Consider the following 16,361-nt stretch of genomic DNA (forward strand, 5'->3'; position numbering starts at 1 on the left):
TCACAGGCTCCCGGCTTTGTCGAGGAACAGGCAGGCGGCCAGCAGATCGGCAGCGCCGCCCGGTGAGGCGTTCAGTTGCAGCAGTTGCGCATCCAGCAGGCGTAACTGGCGGCGGCCATCCAAGGTGGCGCAGCCACCAGCATCGAGCACCGCACGGGCGCCCGCTTGCAGGGTTTGCAGGCCTTGCGGGCCGGCGCGCCAGAGCACGCAGGTGTCGCTGAGCGCGGCCATGATCGCCAACAAGGCGTCCAGCCGAGCCTGGCTTTCGCTGGCACCGTTGGCGCGGCTGCGGCGCAGTTGTGGCAGGCCGTGTTCGAGCACCGCGGGGAAACCTTGCTGGGCCTGTTCGCGGGCACCGCTTGCGCCGTAGCGCTGGCGCACTGCAGCGCCGTGGCTGGGTTGCTGGGGCGCTGCCGGGTCGTCGATCAGGGCAATACGACCGGCACGGGCCGCCACGGTCATGGGCTCGGCCTGTGGATCCAGCGCTTGAGCAGCCACCAGCAGGCCAAGCGCCCATATGGCGCCGCGGTGGGTGTTGATGCCACCTGTTGTGGCAAGCATGGCGGCTTCGCCTTCGCGGCCAATGCGGCCCAACTCAATGCGCAGGGGCTGGCCGATCTGGCCGTGGTTCTGCGCAGCCTCGGCCATTTGCCGCAGGCAGGGCCACAAGGCCAACGCCGAGGCGTGCATCAGGGCCAGCGTCATGTCGGGGTGGGCACCGCTGCTGCGGCGGTCGACCAAGCCAGGTTTGGGAGACAGGTCAGCTTCGTCGATCAGGGCTTCGGTTGCCAGATCGGCCAGGCGCTCAGCCAGGGAGAGCTGGGTTTGCCGGGCTGGCCTCTTCGCGGCTGAAGCCGCTCCTACAGGGGTTGCGTAAGCCATCATTTACCAACTCCTGAACCGTGCGGGCGGGTTGTAGAGGCCGCCGGACCACTCGACCAGGTCGGCGATGCTGCGCGCGGCAAGCAGCTCGCGGTTGGCATCGGTGCGGCGAATGCCGAGGTCTTCGGGCAAGGCGATCAGGCCTTGCTGGCGCATGCGCAGGGTGTCCTTGGGGTCGTGCCGCAGGCCGATGGCCGTGACACCCGCCACGGCAGCGATCATCTGCTGGCGCTCTTGCAGGCTGCGCGCCTTGTACAGGTAGGCGATGCCTTCTTCAGTGAGCAGGTGGGTGACGTCGTCGCCATAGATCATCACCGGCGCCAGGGGCATGCCGGCTTTCTTTGCCACGTCCACAGCGTCGAGGGTTTCGACGAAGGTAGGTTTGCCGCCTTCCTGATAGGTTTCGACCATCTGCACCACCAGCTTGCGGCCTCGTTCGAGCAGGGTCTCGGGCACGGTCATGTCGAGCCAGGCCGGGGTCGCGTGGCGCCGGCCACGCGGGTCGTGGCCCATGTTCGGTGCCCCGCCAAAGCCGGCCAGGCGGCCGCGGGTGACGGTCGAGGAATGGCCGTCGCCATCAACCTGCAAGGTGGCGCCGATGAACAGGTCGACCGCGTACTGCCCGGCCAGCTGGCACATCATGCGGTTGGAGCGCAGCGAACCGTCGCGGCCCGTGAAGAACACGTCCGGGCGCTGGGCAATGTAGTCTTCCATGCCCAGCTCGGTGCCAAAGCAATGCACGCTCTGGACCCAGCCGGTCTCGATGGCCGGGATCAGGGTCGGGTGCGGGTTGAGGGTCCAGTTGCGGCAGATCTTGCCTTTGAGGCCCAGCGACTCACCATAGGTCGGCAGGATCAACTCGATGGCGGCAGTGTTGAAACCAATGCCGTGGTTCAGCGACTGCACCTGGTGTTTTTCGTAAATGCCGCGGATCGCCATCATCGCCATCAGCACATGCACGGGTTTGATGTGGCGCGGGTCACGGGTGAACAGCGGTTCGATGTAGAACGGCTGGTCGGCGACCACCACGAAGTCGACCCAGGACGCCGGAATGTCCACCCGCGGCAGGTCGTCGACGCGGTCAACCAGCTGGTTGACCTGGGCGATCACCAGGCCGTCGCTGAAGGCGGCAGGCTCGACCAGCGCCGGGGTGTCTTCGGTGCTGGGGCCGGTGTACAGGTTGCCATCGCGGTCGGCCATGAAGCCGGCGACCAGCGTGACATTGGGGATCAGGTCGACCAGCAGCCGCGAGTACAACTCGATGTAAGTGTGGATGGCGCCGACTTCGAGCAGGCCGTCTTCCAGCAGTTGGCCGATACGCAGGCTTTGCGGGCCGGCAAACGAGAAGTCGAGCTTGCGGGCGATGCCGCGTTCGAACAGGTCCAGGTGCTCGGCGCGGCTGACGCTGGGCATGATCATGTGCAGATCGTGCAGGCGCTCGGGGTCGGCCTTGGCCAGCGAGCGCGAGAGGAAGTCGGCCTGCTTCTGGTTGTTGCCTTCGAGCACCACGCGGTCGCCAGGGGCAATCAGCAGTTCCAGGGCTTCGACGATCCGTTCGGTGGGCAGCACCACTCCGTCGGCCAGGTGACGGACGCGGTCCAGGCGGCGCTGCTTCTCGGCGCGTCGCCTGGACCATTGCGGCGGTGGATTCTTCGTTATGGTCATTGGGTGACTCCACGGGTTCGCTGTCGTGGGGGCACATTAGGGCGAGCAGGATTGGGGGATCAATCAAGCTGGGGGGCTGTTCGTTACGCTTGGAGTAATGGTTTGCCGTTAGTGGTGCATGGCGATGGTTTTTCAGGGGGTTCGAGATCGAGCGCCGCCCGCGCGGCGCATCGCGGATAAATCCGCTCCTACATCTGTTGCAACGTGGCCATGCCTGTGTAGCCATGGTTGTCAGCAGTTTGTAAGGGTCAAGTCATGCGCCAGGGCTAGCGACCATGGCGTAACATGTTCAGTACGTTGCAACAAATGTAGGAGCGGATTTATCCGCGATGCGCCGCGCGGGCGGCGCTCGATTTCACAAGCGCTGAAAGGATCAAGGCAAAAACGCACGATGCCCCTGCAGAATTATCGATTGTGCAAGGCAAATTCGCATGCCAGGATCCAGCGATCCTCCAGCGCACTCCAGACTTCACTTGGAAAATCAATAACAAAGCAGGGAGAACGCGATGACCGCGCACGCTCATACCTCGGCAACGGCTCATGTACTGGCCGAGGTCCGCAACCAGATTGGCCACCTCACCCTCAACCGCCCTGGCGGCCTCAACGCCCTGACCCTGGACATGGTGCGCAACCTGCGCCTGCACTTCGACCAATGGGCCGAAGACCCGCAGGTGCAGGCCGTAGTGCTGCGCGGCGAAGGCCCCAAGGGCTTCTGCGCCGGCGGCGATATCCGCTCGCTGCACGATAGTTACAAGGCCGGCGAAACCCTGCACGAAGACTTCTTCGTCGAGGAATATGCCCTGGACCTGGTCATCCACCGCTACCGCAAGCCGGTCCTGGTGCTGATGGACGGTTTCACCCTCGGCGGCGGCATGGGCCTGGCCCAGGGCTGCGACCTGCGCATCGTCACCGAACGCAGCCGCCTGGGCATGCCCGAGGTCGGCATCGGCTACTTCCCGGACGTCGGCGGTAGCTATTTCCTGTCGCGCATCCCGGGCGAACTGGGCACCTACCTGGGCGTCAGCGGCACCCAGATCCAGGCCGCCGACGCCCTGTACTGCGGGCTGGCCGACTGGTACCTGCCAAGCGACAAGCTCGCTGCCCTTGATGAAGGCCTCGACCAGCTGCGCTTCGGCGACCACCCGCTCAAGGACCTGCAGAACCTGCTGGCCAAGCTTGGCAGCCAGGTGCTGGACGACGCACCACTGGAAAAGCTGCGCCCGGTCATCGACCACTTCTTCGCCCAACCCGACCTTGGGGCAATCATCGAGCAATTACGCGCTGTCAGCATCGGCGACACCCACCCCTGGGCGGTAGCCACCGCCGACCAGCTGGAAAGCCGCTCGCCGCTGGCCATGGCGGTTACCCTGGAGATGCTGCGCCGCGGCCGTCACCTGACGCTGGAAGACTGCTTCGCCATGGAGCTGCACATCGACCGCCAGTGGTTCCAGTACGGCGACATCATCGAGGGCGTGCGCGCCCTGATCATCGACAAGGACAAGCAGCCGCGCTGGAACCCGCCAACCCTGGCCGGGCTGTCACGCCAGCGGGTCGACCAATTCTTCGAAGGCCTGTGAGCCCGGGAGTACACAGATGCATGACCTGGAACTGAGCGAAGAGCAGATCATGATCCGCGACATGGCCCGTGATTTCGCCCGCGGCGAAATCGCCCCGCATGCGCAAGCCTGGGAAAAGGCCGGCTGGATCGACGATGGCGTGGTGCGCAAGATGGGCGAGCTCGGCCTGCTCGGCATGGTCGTGCCCGAGGCGTTTGGCGGCAGCTATACCGACTACGTGGCCTACGCCCTGGCAGTCGAGGAAATCGCTGCCGGTTGCGGCGCCACCGGCGCGATGATGAGCATCCACAATTCGGTGGGCTGCGGCCCCCTGCTCGCCTACGGCACCCCTGAACAGCAGCAGGCCTGGCTGCCGCGCCTGGCCACTGGCGAGGTGATCGGCTGCTTCTGCCTGACCGAGCCCCAGGCAGGCTCGGAAGCGCACAACCTGCGCACCCGCGCCGAGCTGGTCAATGGCGAATGGGTGATCAATGGGGCCAAGCAGTTCGTCAGCAATGCCCGCCGCGCCGGCTTGGCCATCGTCTTCGCCGTCACCGACCCGGAGCTGGGCAAGAAAGGCCTTTCAGCATTCCTGGTGCCCACCGACAACCCAGGCTTCAAGGTCGACCGCAGCGAACACAAGATGGGTATCCGCGCCTCCGATACCTGCGCGGTGACCTTCGACAACTGCCGTATTCCAGCAGCCAACATCCTCGGTGAGCGCGGCAAGGGCCTGGCCATCGCCCTGTCCAACCTCGAAGGCGGCCGCATCGGCATCGCCGCCCAGGCCTTGGGCATCGCCCGCGCCGCGTTCGAGGCGGCGCTGGTGTATTCGCGGGATCGCATCCAGTTCGGCAAGCCGATCAACGAGCACCAGAGCATCGCCAACCTGCTGGCGGACATGCAGGTGCAGGTGAACGCTGCGCGCTTGTTGATCCTGCATGCTGCGCGGCTGCGCAGTGCGGGCAAGCCGTGCTTGTCGGAAGCGTCCCAGGCCAAGCTGTTCGCTTCGGAAATGGCCGAGCGGGTCTGCTCGATGGCGATCCAGGTGCACGGCGGTTATGGCTATCTGGAGGACTACCCGGTCGAGCGTTACTACCGCGATGCGCGTATCACGCAAATCTACGAGGGGTCGAGCGAGATCCAGCGCATGCTGATTGCACGCGAACTCAAGCACTACCCCTTGTAGGAGCGGCCTTGCGTCGCGAAAGGGCTGCGCAGCGGCCCCCTGCAATCTTTGCCTTGACGCTGAGACCCTGGGGCCGCTACACGGCCCTTTCGCGACGCAATGCCGCTCCTACAAGGGCGCGTCAGCGCTAGTGGCGCTGCCTGAGGGTTTCCGAGGGCAGCTCGCCAAACCGCTGGCGATACACTTCGGAGAACCGCCCGAGGTGCAGGAAGCCGTAATCCATGGCCAGCTCGGTCACGCTGCGCACCGCGCAGCTGGCATCACTCAGGCACGCATGCACCCGTTCCAGCTTGCGCTGGCGCACGTACTGTTTCGGCGTGGTGCCGAGCTGCCGGTCGAACAGCGCATACAACGAACGCAAGCTCATGCAAGCCTGCTCTGCCAGCACTTCGGCTGGCAGCTCCAGTTTGAGGTTGCGCTCGATGTAGTCGAGGATCCGCTCCAGGCTCGCCCCGGCCGTACCCAGGCTCTCCCGTCGGATATTGGTACTCATCAGGGTTATCAGCTTGCTGGCGACGATCTGGCTGTAGTGCCCCTGCACCCGCGGCAGCGAATCACTGACCTCGGCCTCATGGCAGACCATGGCCAGCAGGTTGACGAAGCCATCGAGCTCTTCCAGCCGGTAGTGGTTGCGCAGGAACCGCACGCCGCCATCCGGCCGTTGCCAGCGCTGCTCGTCGCAGATGGTGTCAAGCAGCCGGGTCGGCACCTTGAGGATGAATTTCTCGCAGTCTTCGGAATAGGTCAGGTCGACCGGGTCGTCCGGGTTGATCAGCAACAGCTCGCCCGGCACCAAGTGGTGCTCGCGCTGGTGCCCGCGCCACAGGCAGTTGCCATTGAGCAGCACTTGCAGGTGATAGATGGATTCCAGCGCCGGCGAGGTAACCCGCACGCTGCCGCCGTAGCTGATGCGGCACAGGTCGAGTTCGGCGAACTTGCGGTGGCTGAGGCTGGCCTGCGGGTGGGTGGTGCGCGCCAGGCCGATGCAGTGCTGGCCGACGTGCTGGTTGACGTAGTCGGACACCGCATAAGGGTCGGCGTGATAGAACACGCTACTGCGCTCGCTCAGCAGGCGGCTTTCCATAGGCAAGGCACTCGGTATCGTTATTGTTCTGGGCGCCGCGCCCTACTGGCCCTGCAGGCCTGTGATTGCGGTCGTTCACGGTCATTCTATCGAGCCGAAGTCAGGTTTCTGAGGGCAGCTGACCAATGGCGTACAGGTGAACACTAAGCAAAAGGCGAGGGTTGGGCAATGAGATGTTCGGATTGGGTGGGCGGATAGCGGACAGTGGGCAGATCAGAAGTGCGCGATAATCGGACATTGCGCTAAGCCGGTGGGTTCGTCGCGAAAGGGCTGCGGAGCAGCCCCAGGATTTCAGCCTTGCTTCCGAATTTTTGGGGCTGCTCTGCCGCCCGTTCGCGACACAAGGCCGCTCCCACAAAAACGCAGCGCCATCCCAGCTTCAATCAGTTCACAGCCACTTCCTGCCGCCCCGCCCAGCCCTGGCTGCGCGCCCGGAACTGGCGCGGTGCGATGGCAAACAGCTCGCGAAAACGCCGATAGAAGTGCGGAAAACTGATAAACCCGCGGGCCACCGCCACCTCGGTCAGCGACTTGCTGGTGTGCTGCAACAACTGCCAAGGTTTGCTGGTACGGCCGGTCGAGCAGGCGCTGGTGCGCAAGGACACTTTCCATTTCCTCGCCTTCAACGAGGAAAAGAGCACGACTCCAGCTGCGGGCGTTTGCGCGAGTGGTTGCTGGAAGAGTTTCAGCCGTGGCTGGAGCAGCTGCGCAACGCCTGACCATCTACCGGTAAGGGCCCTTTCGCGGGTAAACCAGCTCCCACACCCGCGAAGATACCCGACCGAAGAGCACAGAACCTCCAGAAACAGCTTGCAACCAAGCCATAGCGCCGCTCGGTAACTTTTCTGACATCAAGCCCATCGCATCTGTTAAAAACCCAACATGCCTACCCTCCTCCTCACTCACCTGCGCCGGCGCTGGTTGACCTGGTTGTACGCCACCCTGATGGTCATCGGCCTGCCCGCTGGCTGCGCGGTGCTGCAGCACAAGGAGCGCGAGCTGGTGTTTCGCATCGAACCTGGCGAGGCCAGCTGGTTCCACGGCTTGCCCAGCGAGGTGCAGGAACTGGACCTGCGCCCGCGCAGCTTCACCGACCAGCAGAGCCTGCATGCCTGGTGGTGGCCCGCCAAACGCGCCAATGCGCCGGCCATCCTCTATCTGCACGGTGTGCGCTGGAATCTTACCGGCCAGCTGTTTCGCATCGAGCAACTGCATGCCATGGGCTATTCGGTGCTGGCCGTGGACTATCGCGGCTTCGGCCAGAGCCGCGGCGACCTGCCGTCCGAAGCCACGGTCTACGAGGATGCGCGTATCGCCTGGGAGCGCTTCGTGCAGTTGCAGCCTGATGCCGGCAAGCGCCTGATCTTCGGCCATTCGCTCGGCGGCGCCGTGGCTGTCGAGCTGGCCACCGAGCTGGCCCGCCAGGCACAGCAAGCTGGCAGCACAGCACCGGCCCGTGGCCTGATACTGGAGTCGACCTTCACATCACTGGGCGATGCGGCGGCGGCGGTTGCCAATACGTCACTGCCAGTGCACTGGTTGATGTCCCAGAAGTTCGATTCGCTGGACAAGATCAAGGATGTCGGCCTGCCCGTGCTGCTGGTGCACGGCCTGGATGACCGCTTCGTGCCACCCCGCTTCAGCCAGGCGCTGTTCGATGCCGCGCAGCAGCCCAAGACCCTGCTGCTGGTCCCGGGTGCCAGCCACAACAACAGCATGAGCCTCGCTGGGCAACGATACCGTCAAGCTATAGAGAGGCTGCTCTAGGCCAGATTGACAACATCGCTTTTATAACTCCCGCCACCCCTTAATGACACTATGCCTTCTTATATCCTAGAGCAGGAAATCTCACGGAAGATCATTGGCAGCAACGCATTTTCGAACCCGGCAAACGCCTACTGATATCCGGGATGAATGGCAGCGTGATTATGCTCGCCTGATCCATTCCTCGGCATTCAGGCGCTTGCAATCACCTGCTCCAACCCGGAGCAGGCCATTACTGCACAGGCAGGAAGTTCATCAACAGCAAACTCTGCGCATAATTCAGCCCAATCCGCCGATACCGCTCATCCAGCAACTCAGCCAGCAAATCCAGCCGCGCCACGATCTTGCCGAACTCCACGGCGAAACTCAGGTTGCTACCCTCCTCCGAGATCTCGTTGGAAAACAGCAGCAACACCCCGTTGGCATCCTGGCGCTGGCTGAGCATCCAGGTCGCCTTCTCGATATTGCGCGCCGCGTTGTTGACGAACAGCGGGTCGATGGTATCGGTCATGTAGAACTCGGTACGCCCGCCGTGCGCGGTGATCAGCATGCTGCCGATGGCGTAGATGAAGGCACCGACCCGGTCGCCGCGAAACTCCGGGCTCAGGGCATAGCTCAGGGCGGCCAGGTCGCGACGGTTGCCCAGTTGCGGCAAGGGCTGACGCTGCTCGATGGCGATGCGGATCTGCCGCTCGGCTGTGGCGGCGTCCAGGAAACCGGACATCTTCCACTGGTTGGGGTTACGCAGGTACAGCTTGTTCATCAGCAGATACAGGCTCTGCAAGTTGTCGCGCATGGCTAGCGTGGCCATGCGGTCGACACTGGTCTGGAACAGCTCGCTGGGCTTGCCGTTACCGAACTGGTTGACAATGTCGTGGCCTTGCTGCTGGCTGCAGCCGGCCAGGCCAATCAGGGCGCCTGCCAGCAGCAGGCTTGGGAAGAATCGGGAGTTGCTTGCAACCATCGGCACCGGGATCGTATTCGGCGGCTGCACTGGGAGTCGGTGCAGCCTGGCCAAGCATAGAACCCGGAATTCGGAAAAAGTGCGGTGTTAACCTGAACTGGCCTCTTCGCGGGCAAGCCCGCTCCCACAGGAGTATCACTGCCCTTGAAGGCAGTGCAGTTCCTGTGGGAGCGGGCTTGCCCGCGAAGGGGCCAGTTCAGGCGCCCCACCATTCACAGGGCGTGGCGCAGCATCTCCACCACCTGCGCATGAAGCGCCGGGTCACCACAGGCCACCACACACCCGCCATTCTGCGCGCTGCTGCCATCCCAGGCGGTGATCACCCCGCCCGCCCCTTCGATGATCGGCATCAGCGCCTGCACGTCATACGGCTGCAGGCTCGCTTCGACGATCACGTCGACAAAACCCGAAGCCAACATGCAGTAGGCGTAGCAATCACCGCCATAGCGCATCAGCCGCGCCTTGCCGGCCACCGTTTCGAATGCCGCCTTGCGCGAGGGGGTGTCGAACATGTCCGGCGTGGTGCACATCAGCGTGGCCGCAGCCAGGTCGGTGCAGGCACGGGTTTTCAGCGGCGTGCCACTGCGCCAGGCGCCTGCCGGGGTGCCAACGAAACGCTCGCCGGTGAATGGCTGGTTCATCACGCCCACTACCGGGCGGGTGCCGTCATTCAGGGCGATCAGCGTGCCCCACAGCGGCAAGCCGGTGATGAAGGCACGGGTGCCATCGATCGGGTCGAGCACCCAGGTCAGCGGGCTGCTGCCCACCGCCACGCCAGCCTCCTCACCGAGAATGCCGTGCTCCGGGTAGCGCGCCTGAATCAGTTCACGCATGGCATCCTCGGCCGCCTTGTCGGCCACGGTCACCGGGTCGTACAGGCGCCCACCCTTGTCCTCGACCTCCAGGCTGGCACGGAAATACGGCTGGATCGCCAGCGCAGCGGCATCGGCCAGCTGTTCGGCAAAGGCTTGGAATTCGCCGATCTGTTCAGCGCTCAGGGACATGGGGGCAGGCCTCGTGGGAAAATGTCGGGGCTGCATCATACCCGACAACCCGCGTGGCAGTAGACGCCCACAAATGGATGCCATTATTCTGCCATTATCGCCGCTTCATTTAACGGTCACTCAATCGTTGTACTAGGATACCAAGCACCTCCCTTGGCAGGCCCAGGATGCTGGCCGGCAGCCAAGCGGGATTTGCACCAATGGACCTCATGGATGACACAATGAATTCGCACTTGCTCTATCCGCAGATCGGCAAAGTCATTGCCAGCACCGGCAGCCGACAATTCCCGCGCATGCTGCACGACCTGATCCAGGCTCACCTGAGCATCGACGCCATGCAGATTCGCCAGTTGCCTGTGGTGGCTGAACGCAGCGACGATTCGCCCCTGATCAATGAGACCGTGTTCTCGTCGGCCCCCTGCCCTGAAGGGGCCTTCAGCGACCCGTCACGCCTGCACCTGATCCGCCGCAAGGGCGAGTCGCGCTATGAGATCCAGGTGCTGCGCTCGGGCTCGACCTATGGCTTTTCTGCCCACGAACGCAGCCGCCTGGATGACATCTCGCCACTGCTGCTGCCGATGCTGGAAAAACACATCGATGCTTTGCAGCCCACCGCCGAACGCAGTGCACCGGAAAGCCTCGAAGCGCGTTTCCTGGAGCGTATCGGCCAGTCGGGGCTGAAGCTGTCGCAGCGTGAGTGCCAGGTGTGCCTTGGGCTGCTGGCCGGGCACACCGCGCCAGAGCAGGCCGAGCGGTTGGCACTGAAGGTGAATACCGTGGAGAGCTACTTGCGCCGGGCGGCGATCAAGCTGGGGATCAGCGGGCGGCATTCGTTGATGCGCTGGATGTACGCTGAGGCCTGAATCCTCTTTTCCTGTACCGGCCCCTCGCGGGCAAGCCCACTCCCACAGGTGCAGCACAATCCTGATGGGAGCGGGTCCCCCCGCGAAGGGGCCGGCACAGGCAACCCTCAATCCCTGGCCAGGGCCTCGATCGGGTCCAGCCGCGCCGCATTCCTCGCCGGCACAAACCCGAACACCACGCCAATCAAGGTCGAACAGGCAAAAGCCATCACGATCGATGCCGGTGAAAACACCATTTCCCACTGTTTCACGAACAGCTCGAACAGATAGCCTATTCCATACGACAACGCGATCCCGACCACCCCGCCAAACAGGCAGACCATCACCGCCTCTACCAGAAACTGCTGGCGAATGTCCGACTGCCGCGCCCCCACCGCCATGCGAATGCCGATCTCCCGGGTACGCTCGGTCACCGACACCAGCATGATGTTCATCACCCCGATACCGCCCACCACCAGCGAGATCACCGCGATCAGCGACAGCAGCAAGGTCAGCGAGCGGCTCGTCTTCTGCACCGTCTGCATGATGCTGTCGAGGTTGTTGGTGAAGAAGTCCTTGGTGCCATGGCGCTGCAGCATCACCTTGGTCACTTCCTCTTCCACGCGCTTGCTCGGCACGCCGTCCTTGATGCGCACGCTGATGCTGTCCAGGTGGCGCTGGCCGAGCACGCGGCCGGCAGCGGTTTCGTAGGGCACCCAGATGTTCAGCTGGTTGCTGGCGACGAACAGGTTCTTGTTCTCGGCAGCCACGCCGATCACCGTGCACGGCAGGTTGCCAACCAGGATCACCTGCCCCAACGGGTCGACATTGCTGCCGAACAGGCGCTTGCGGGTGTTGTGGTCGATCACCACCACCTGGGCCTGGCGCCGGGCATCGTCGGCGCTGAACACGATGCCGGCGGCCAATGGAATGTTGCGCACCTGGAAGTAGTGCTCGCTGACGCCGTTGAGCTGCACATCGACATCCAGGTTGCGGTAGCGCACCAGGGTGCTCTGGCCGATTACGGGGGTGGCGCTGTCGACGTAGTACAGCGCGTTCAGCGCCGCCACGTCGGCGGGCAGCAGGGTTTCGATGGTCTTGGCCCGGCTGTCGCCGAAGTTGCTGCCTGAATAGATGTCGATGGTATTGCTGCCGATCGCCTGGATGTCCTTCAGCACGTAGCCCTTGGCGCCCTCACCGATGGCCGAGATCGACACCACCGACGTGATGCCGATGATGATCCCGAGCATGGTCAGCAAGGTGCGCATGCGGTGCGAGATCAGCGCGATCCAGGCCATCTTGAACGCTTCGCGGAACATCCCCAGGCTGGCCACCAGGCGCCCTGTGGCATACGCTTTGGGCGCTGGCTCGGCAACGGGCGTGGGCAATACCTCACGGGCGTTGTGCTGGTCGCTGATGATCTGCCCGTCACTGACTTCGATGATGCGTTCGGCATGGGCCGCAACCTTGGGGTCGTGGGTCACCAGGATCACCGTATGCCCAGCGGCATGCAGTTCCAGCAGGATGTTCATCACTTCTTTGCCGCTGGCGGTATCCAGGGCGCCGGTCGGTTCGTCGGCGAGGATCACCTGGCCACCGTTCATCAGCGCCCGGCAGATACTGACCCGTTGCTGCTGGCCACCGGACAGCTGGCTTGGGCGGTGCTCAAGGTGCCCGGCAAGGCCCAGGCGGGTCAGTAGCTCCTGCGCCCGCTGGTGGCGCTGGCCCTGGGGCAGCCCGGCATAAACAGCCGGGATCTCGACGTTGTGCAGTGCATCCAGGTGCGGCAGCAGGTGGTAGCGCTGGAAGATGAACCCGAAGTGGTCGCGGCGCAGTGCGGCCAAGGCATCGTCGTCCAATGCGCGGGTTTCCTGGCCGCCGACCTGGTAGCTGCCACTGCTGGCGTTGTCCAGGCAGCCGAGGATGTTCATCAGCGTCGACTTCCCCGAGCCGGAAGCCCCGATGATCGCCACCAGTTCACCGCTGCGGATCTGCAGGTCGATGCCCTTGAGTGCCAGGAACTCGCGGTCGCCGGCGAGGAAGCTGCGGGTCACACCCTGCAGGCGCAGCAATGGCTCGCCCTGGCCGCTGGCGACGGCCATGTGCGGGGTCAGCTCGACAGTCATGTTCATGCTCACGCCCCTGCTTCGCCAGATACCGGCTCACCGATCACCACCCGGTCGCCTTCGGTCAGGCCATCCTTGATCTGCACCTTGACGTTGTTGTTGATGCCGGTCTGCACATCGCGCACCTGGGCAAACCCCTTGGCATCGAGCACCCGCACCGGGAAGCTGCCGTCAGCGTTGCGCAGGCCCAGCGCCGCCACCGGCACGGTCAGTACCCCGGTGGCGGTATCGAGGACGATGTGCACCTGGGCGGTCATGGAAATACGCAGTCGGTGATCGGGGTTGGGCACCTCGAACAGCGCGTTGTAGAACACGGCGCCTTTGGGCTTGGCGCTACTGCCGTCGCTCTTGTCGGTGCTCTGCGCGTAGTTCTGCGGCGCAGGCTCGGTGCCGCGCAGCTTGGCGTAGTAGCGTTTGTCCTCGCCAAGAATGGTGAAGTACACCGCCTGCCCCGGGGTGATGTGGATCACGTCGGCCTCGGACACCTGCGCCTTGACGGTCATGGTGTCAAGATCGGCCAGCTTGAGCAGGATCGGTGCCAGCTGGTTGGCGATCACGGTCTGCCCTTCCTGGGTGACGATACCCACCACATGGCCCGTGATCGGCGCATTGATGCGGGTGTAGCCGAGGTTGACCCGGGCCGTGTCGATCTCGACCCGGGCGCTCTGAATCTGTGCGTCGAGCGAGCGCACGGCGGCCTGCTGCACCTCGTATTCCGACTCGGCGTTCTCGAAGTCCTGCCGCGACACCGACTCGTCGGCCTGCAGTTCGCGGTAACGTTCGTACACCCGCCTGGCCTGCCTGAGCTGGGCCTGGGTCGACCGTTTTTCGGCCTGCAGTTTTTCTTCATCGACCTCGGCCTGGCGCAAGGTATTGCGCAGCACCAGCGGGTCGATCTCGGCCAGCCACTGGCCCTCGCTGACCTTGTCGCCCAGCTTGACCTTGAGTGACTTCAACTGCCCGGACACCTGCGCGCCCACATCCACCTGCTTGATGCCTTCGAGCATGCCGGTGGCCAGCACCGCGTTCTCGATATCGCCGCGTTCGACCGTGGCGATGATGTACTGCGGCGGCTTGGCCGGAGCCTGCACGGCATACAGGGTGATGCCGGCGACCAGGGCCACGGCGGCGCCGAGGCTGAACCTGCGGAATCTGGACTTATCCATGAACACTCGCTTCCCTTCAAAACACTTCATCAACGGCTTGTCTCTTACCCTGTGGCAGCGGGGCAACCCGCAAATGCGTCGGTAAAGCCACAGACGCATTCGCGGGTAAACCCGCTCCCACAAGGCCCGAGGCGCTTTCTATTGCTGGGTTACCTTGCCATGCTGGAGTGCCTGGCCGTCGTGCCACCAGGCCGCGAGGCTGAACACATCGGGCACCTTGAGGATGCTGAAGTGGTCGCCCGGCCCCTGCCACAGCGCCAGTTGCGGCATCAGCGCCTGCCAGCCGGCATGCATCACCGCCTGCTCGCGGGCGTTGCCGGGCGCGTCCAGGCTCGGGTCGTCCACCAGCACCAGCCCGGCTGGCCCGCTGTAGCTCAGGCTCGGTTGGTAGCGGGTACGCAGCGCCGCGGCAAAGGCCCGCACCGTGCCCTCCAGTGCCCGTGGCGCCGAACGGGCCGGCAGCAGGCCGATGCGCACCATGGCCGCGTGCAACTGGCGTAATTGCTCGTCATCACTGGCCTCAGCGAAGGCCAGCAGCTCGATGCCCAAGGCTTTGCCGGTGGACAACTGCAGTGCATGGATCAGTTTTTCCAACGCCTCGCCGAAGGTGTAAGGCCGGCCACATGAACCACTCACACCCGGCGCCTCGCTGTCGATCAGGGTCAGCGAATGCACTAGGCGCCCCTTGGCCTCCAAGCGTGCAGCCATGGCATGCGCGACCCAGCCGCCGAACGAATGGCCGACCAGGTTGAGCGGCCCTTGCGGGTACAGCGCTTCAATGGCCTGCATGTGGCAGTCGGCGGCGGCCTCCACGCTACTGTGCGGCACCAGGTTGCCATCCAGGCCCCGCGCTTGCAGGCCGTAAAGCGGCCAGTCCGGGCCCAGCGCCTCGGCCAGGCCGATGAAGCTGGTGACGCTATCGCCGGCACCCGGCACACAGATCACCGGCGCGTGGCCTGGTTGCCCGCTCTGAATTGCCACCAATGGCTGATAGGCCGCCTGCTCGGCAGGCACTGGCAGATGCCCGAGCACCCGGACCATTGCCTCGCCCAGCGCCGCAACATGGGGTGCCTGCATCATGCTGCGGTGATCACCGGGCACACCGATGTCGAGCAGCGCCTGGGCCGGCAACGTCTCGCGCCAGCCCAGGCTCGACAGGCTGTCGCTGCCCTGCTCGGCGCGGAACAGATGCACCGGTACATCCAGTGCAGCCAGGCGGTAATGGGCCATGGCGTAACCGTGGGCCAGTTCACGCTGGAAGTAATGGTGCAACTGCGCATTGCTCATGCTCGACCACAGGCCGTAGAGCAGATGGTGTTCGCGACAGCTGGCGAGCAGGCTGGCAAAGTCAGCCTGGCGGGCCTCCAGCCGCTGCAGTTGTTTCAGCGGCGCGATCCCGGCCTCGCCTTGGGTGCGCCAGAAGCTGTTGCAGCTGAGTAGCAGCTGGTTTTCCAAGGCGCGCGGGCCCTGCCAGCGGGCTTTGCCCTGATCGGCCAGGCGTGGCACGTAGGTGTCGATCAGGCCCAGGAATTCGACCACTTCGTCCACACCCCGCAGCTGGTTGGCAATCTCGAAGGCCAGCACGCCACCGAACGACCAGCCCACCAGACGATAAGGGCCGCGGGGCTGGACCTTGCGCATCTGCGCGATCTGGTAACGTGCCAGGCACTCCAGCGTGCGCGGTTGTGCCTCACCGCACGGGATGCCCGGCAGGCCGTAAATAGGGAAGTCACCTGGCAGGTGCTGGCCCAGCACCGGGAAGTAGAAATCCAGGCCGGTGAATTCGTGGACGAGGAACAACGGCACCTGCGAACCGCTGGCTCGCACGGTAACGACCGTTTGAGCCTGGCCGCTGCGGCTGGCATCCAGGTGCCGGGCCAGCGCCGCTACGCTGGGCTGCTGGAACACGTCGTTGATCGCGGCTGCAAGGCCGGCCTTGCCCAGTTTGTCGATCAGGCGAATCGCCGCCAGGGAATGGCCGCCCAGTTCGAAGAAGTTGTCGTGGCGACCTACGCGCTCTACGCCCAGCAGCTCGCACCAGATGCCGGCCAGCAGGGTTTCGGTTTCGCCCTGCGGCGCTTCGTAGGGGCGATCCTGGATGGCGTCGGGCGCCGGCAGT

General features: G+C 64.3%; 13 protein-coding genes. 4 read left to right on the top strand and 9 right to left on the bottom strand.

Annotation, left to right across the window (positions count from 1 at the left end):
- Both APH27_RS10500 and mdcA read right to left on the bottom strand, forming a co-directional pair.
- Entirely contained in the window at positions 1–885 is an 885-nt protein-coding gene (locus APH27_RS10500; RefSeq protein ID WP_060484752.1) for a triphosphoribosyl-dephospho-CoA synthase, read from the bottom strand.
- On the bottom strand, positions 886–2,547 hold the full coding sequence (gene mdcA, locus APH27_RS10505) for a malonate decarboxylase subunit alpha (RefSeq protein ID WP_027919297.1): 1,662 nt from the start codon (positions 2,545–2,547) through the stop codon (positions 886–888).
- 506 nt (positions 2,548–3,053) lie between these two features.
- Between mdcA and APH27_RS10510 the strand changes: the two genes are divergently transcribed.
- Both APH27_RS10510 and APH27_RS10515 read left to right on the top strand, forming a co-directional pair.
- Positions 3,054–4,124 carry an enoyl-CoA hydratase/isomerase family protein gene (locus APH27_RS10510; protein WP_060484753.1) on the top strand — a complete coding sequence of 357 codons (1,071 nt, stop codon included), beginning with the start codon at positions 3,054–3,056 and terminating at the stop codon, positions 4,122–4,124.
- A gap of 16 nt (positions 4,125–4,140) precedes the next feature.
- Entirely contained in the window at positions 4,141–5,292 is a 1,152-nt protein-coding gene (locus tag APH27_RS10515; protein WP_060484754.1) for an acyl-CoA dehydrogenase family protein, read from the top strand.
- A 127-nt stretch (positions 5,293–5,419) separates the two neighbouring features.
- On the opposite strand, the gene APH27_RS10520 is transcribed toward APH27_RS10515, so the two are convergent.
- Both APH27_RS10520 and APH27_RS10525 read right to left on the bottom strand, forming a co-directional pair.
- Positions 5,420–6,376, bottom strand: a complete 957-nt coding sequence (locus APH27_RS10520) for an AraC family transcriptional regulator (protein WP_060484755.1) — start codon at positions 6,374–6,376, stop codon at positions 5,420–5,422.
- A 383-nt stretch (positions 6,377–6,759) separates the two neighbouring features.
- Positions 6,760–6,981: a helix-turn-helix domain-containing protein gene (locus APH27_RS10525; RefSeq protein WP_256250575.1), complete on the bottom strand. Its 222-nt coding sequence runs from the start codon at positions 6,979–6,981 to the stop codon at positions 6,760–6,762.
- Positions 6,982–7,258: 277 nt separating this feature from the next.
- Here APH27_RS10525 and APH27_RS10530 point away from each other — a divergent pair, with 277 nt between their 5' ends.
- Positions 7,259–8,143, top strand: coding sequence for an alpha/beta hydrolase (locus tag APH27_RS10530; protein WP_060484757.1), 885 nt, complete (start codon positions 7,259–7,261; stop codon positions 8,141–8,143).
- A gap of 229 nt (positions 8,144–8,372) precedes the next feature.
- Here APH27_RS10530 and APH27_RS10535 read toward each other — a convergent pair whose 3' ends face one another.
- Both APH27_RS10535 and hisN read right to left on the bottom strand, forming a co-directional pair.
- Positions 8,373–9,104, bottom strand: a complete 732-nt coding sequence (locus APH27_RS10535; protein ID WP_060484761.1) for a hypothetical protein — start codon at positions 9,102–9,104, stop codon at positions 8,373–8,375.
- A 212-nt stretch (positions 9,105–9,316) separates the two neighbouring features.
- Positions 9,317–10,108, bottom strand: coding sequence for a histidinol-phosphatase (hisN, locus tag APH27_RS10540; protein ID WP_060484758.1), 792 nt, complete (start codon positions 10,106–10,108; stop codon positions 9,317–9,319).
- Positions 10,109–10,329: 221 nt separating this feature from the next.
- Between hisN and APH27_RS10545 the strand changes: the two genes are divergently transcribed.
- Entirely contained in the window at positions 10,330–10,971 is a 642-nt protein-coding gene (locus APH27_RS10545) for a helix-turn-helix transcriptional regulator (RefSeq protein WP_027919289.1), read from the top strand.
- Positions 10,972–11,078: 107 nt separating this feature from the next.
- Here the strand turns inward: APH27_RS10545 and APH27_RS10550 are convergent, their stop codons facing one another.
- The 3 genes from APH27_RS10550 to APH27_RS10560 form a co-directional block, all read right to left on the bottom strand.
- The gene (locus APH27_RS10550) at positions 11,079–13,082 is read right to left on the bottom strand and encodes a MacB family efflux pump subunit (protein ID WP_060484759.1); all 2,004 of its coding nucleotides are present in this window, start codon (positions 13,080–13,082) and stop codon (positions 11,079–11,081) included.
- 2 nt (positions 13,083–13,084) lie between these two features.
- Entirely contained in the window at positions 13,085–14,242 is a 1,158-nt protein-coding gene (gene macA, locus APH27_RS10555; protein WP_060484760.1) for a macrolide transporter subunit MacA, read from the bottom strand.
- Between the two features lie 138 nt (positions 14,243–14,380).
- On the bottom strand, positions 14,381–16,361 hold a 1,981-nt coding region (locus APH27_RS10560; protein ID WP_156335872.1), incomplete at its 5' end, for an alpha/beta fold hydrolase.

This window comes from Pseudomonas sp. NBRC 111123, from assembly GCF_001320205.1.
Lineage (GTDB): Bacteria > Pseudomonadota > Gammaproteobacteria > Pseudomonadales > Pseudomonadaceae > Aquipseudomonas > Aquipseudomonas putida_J.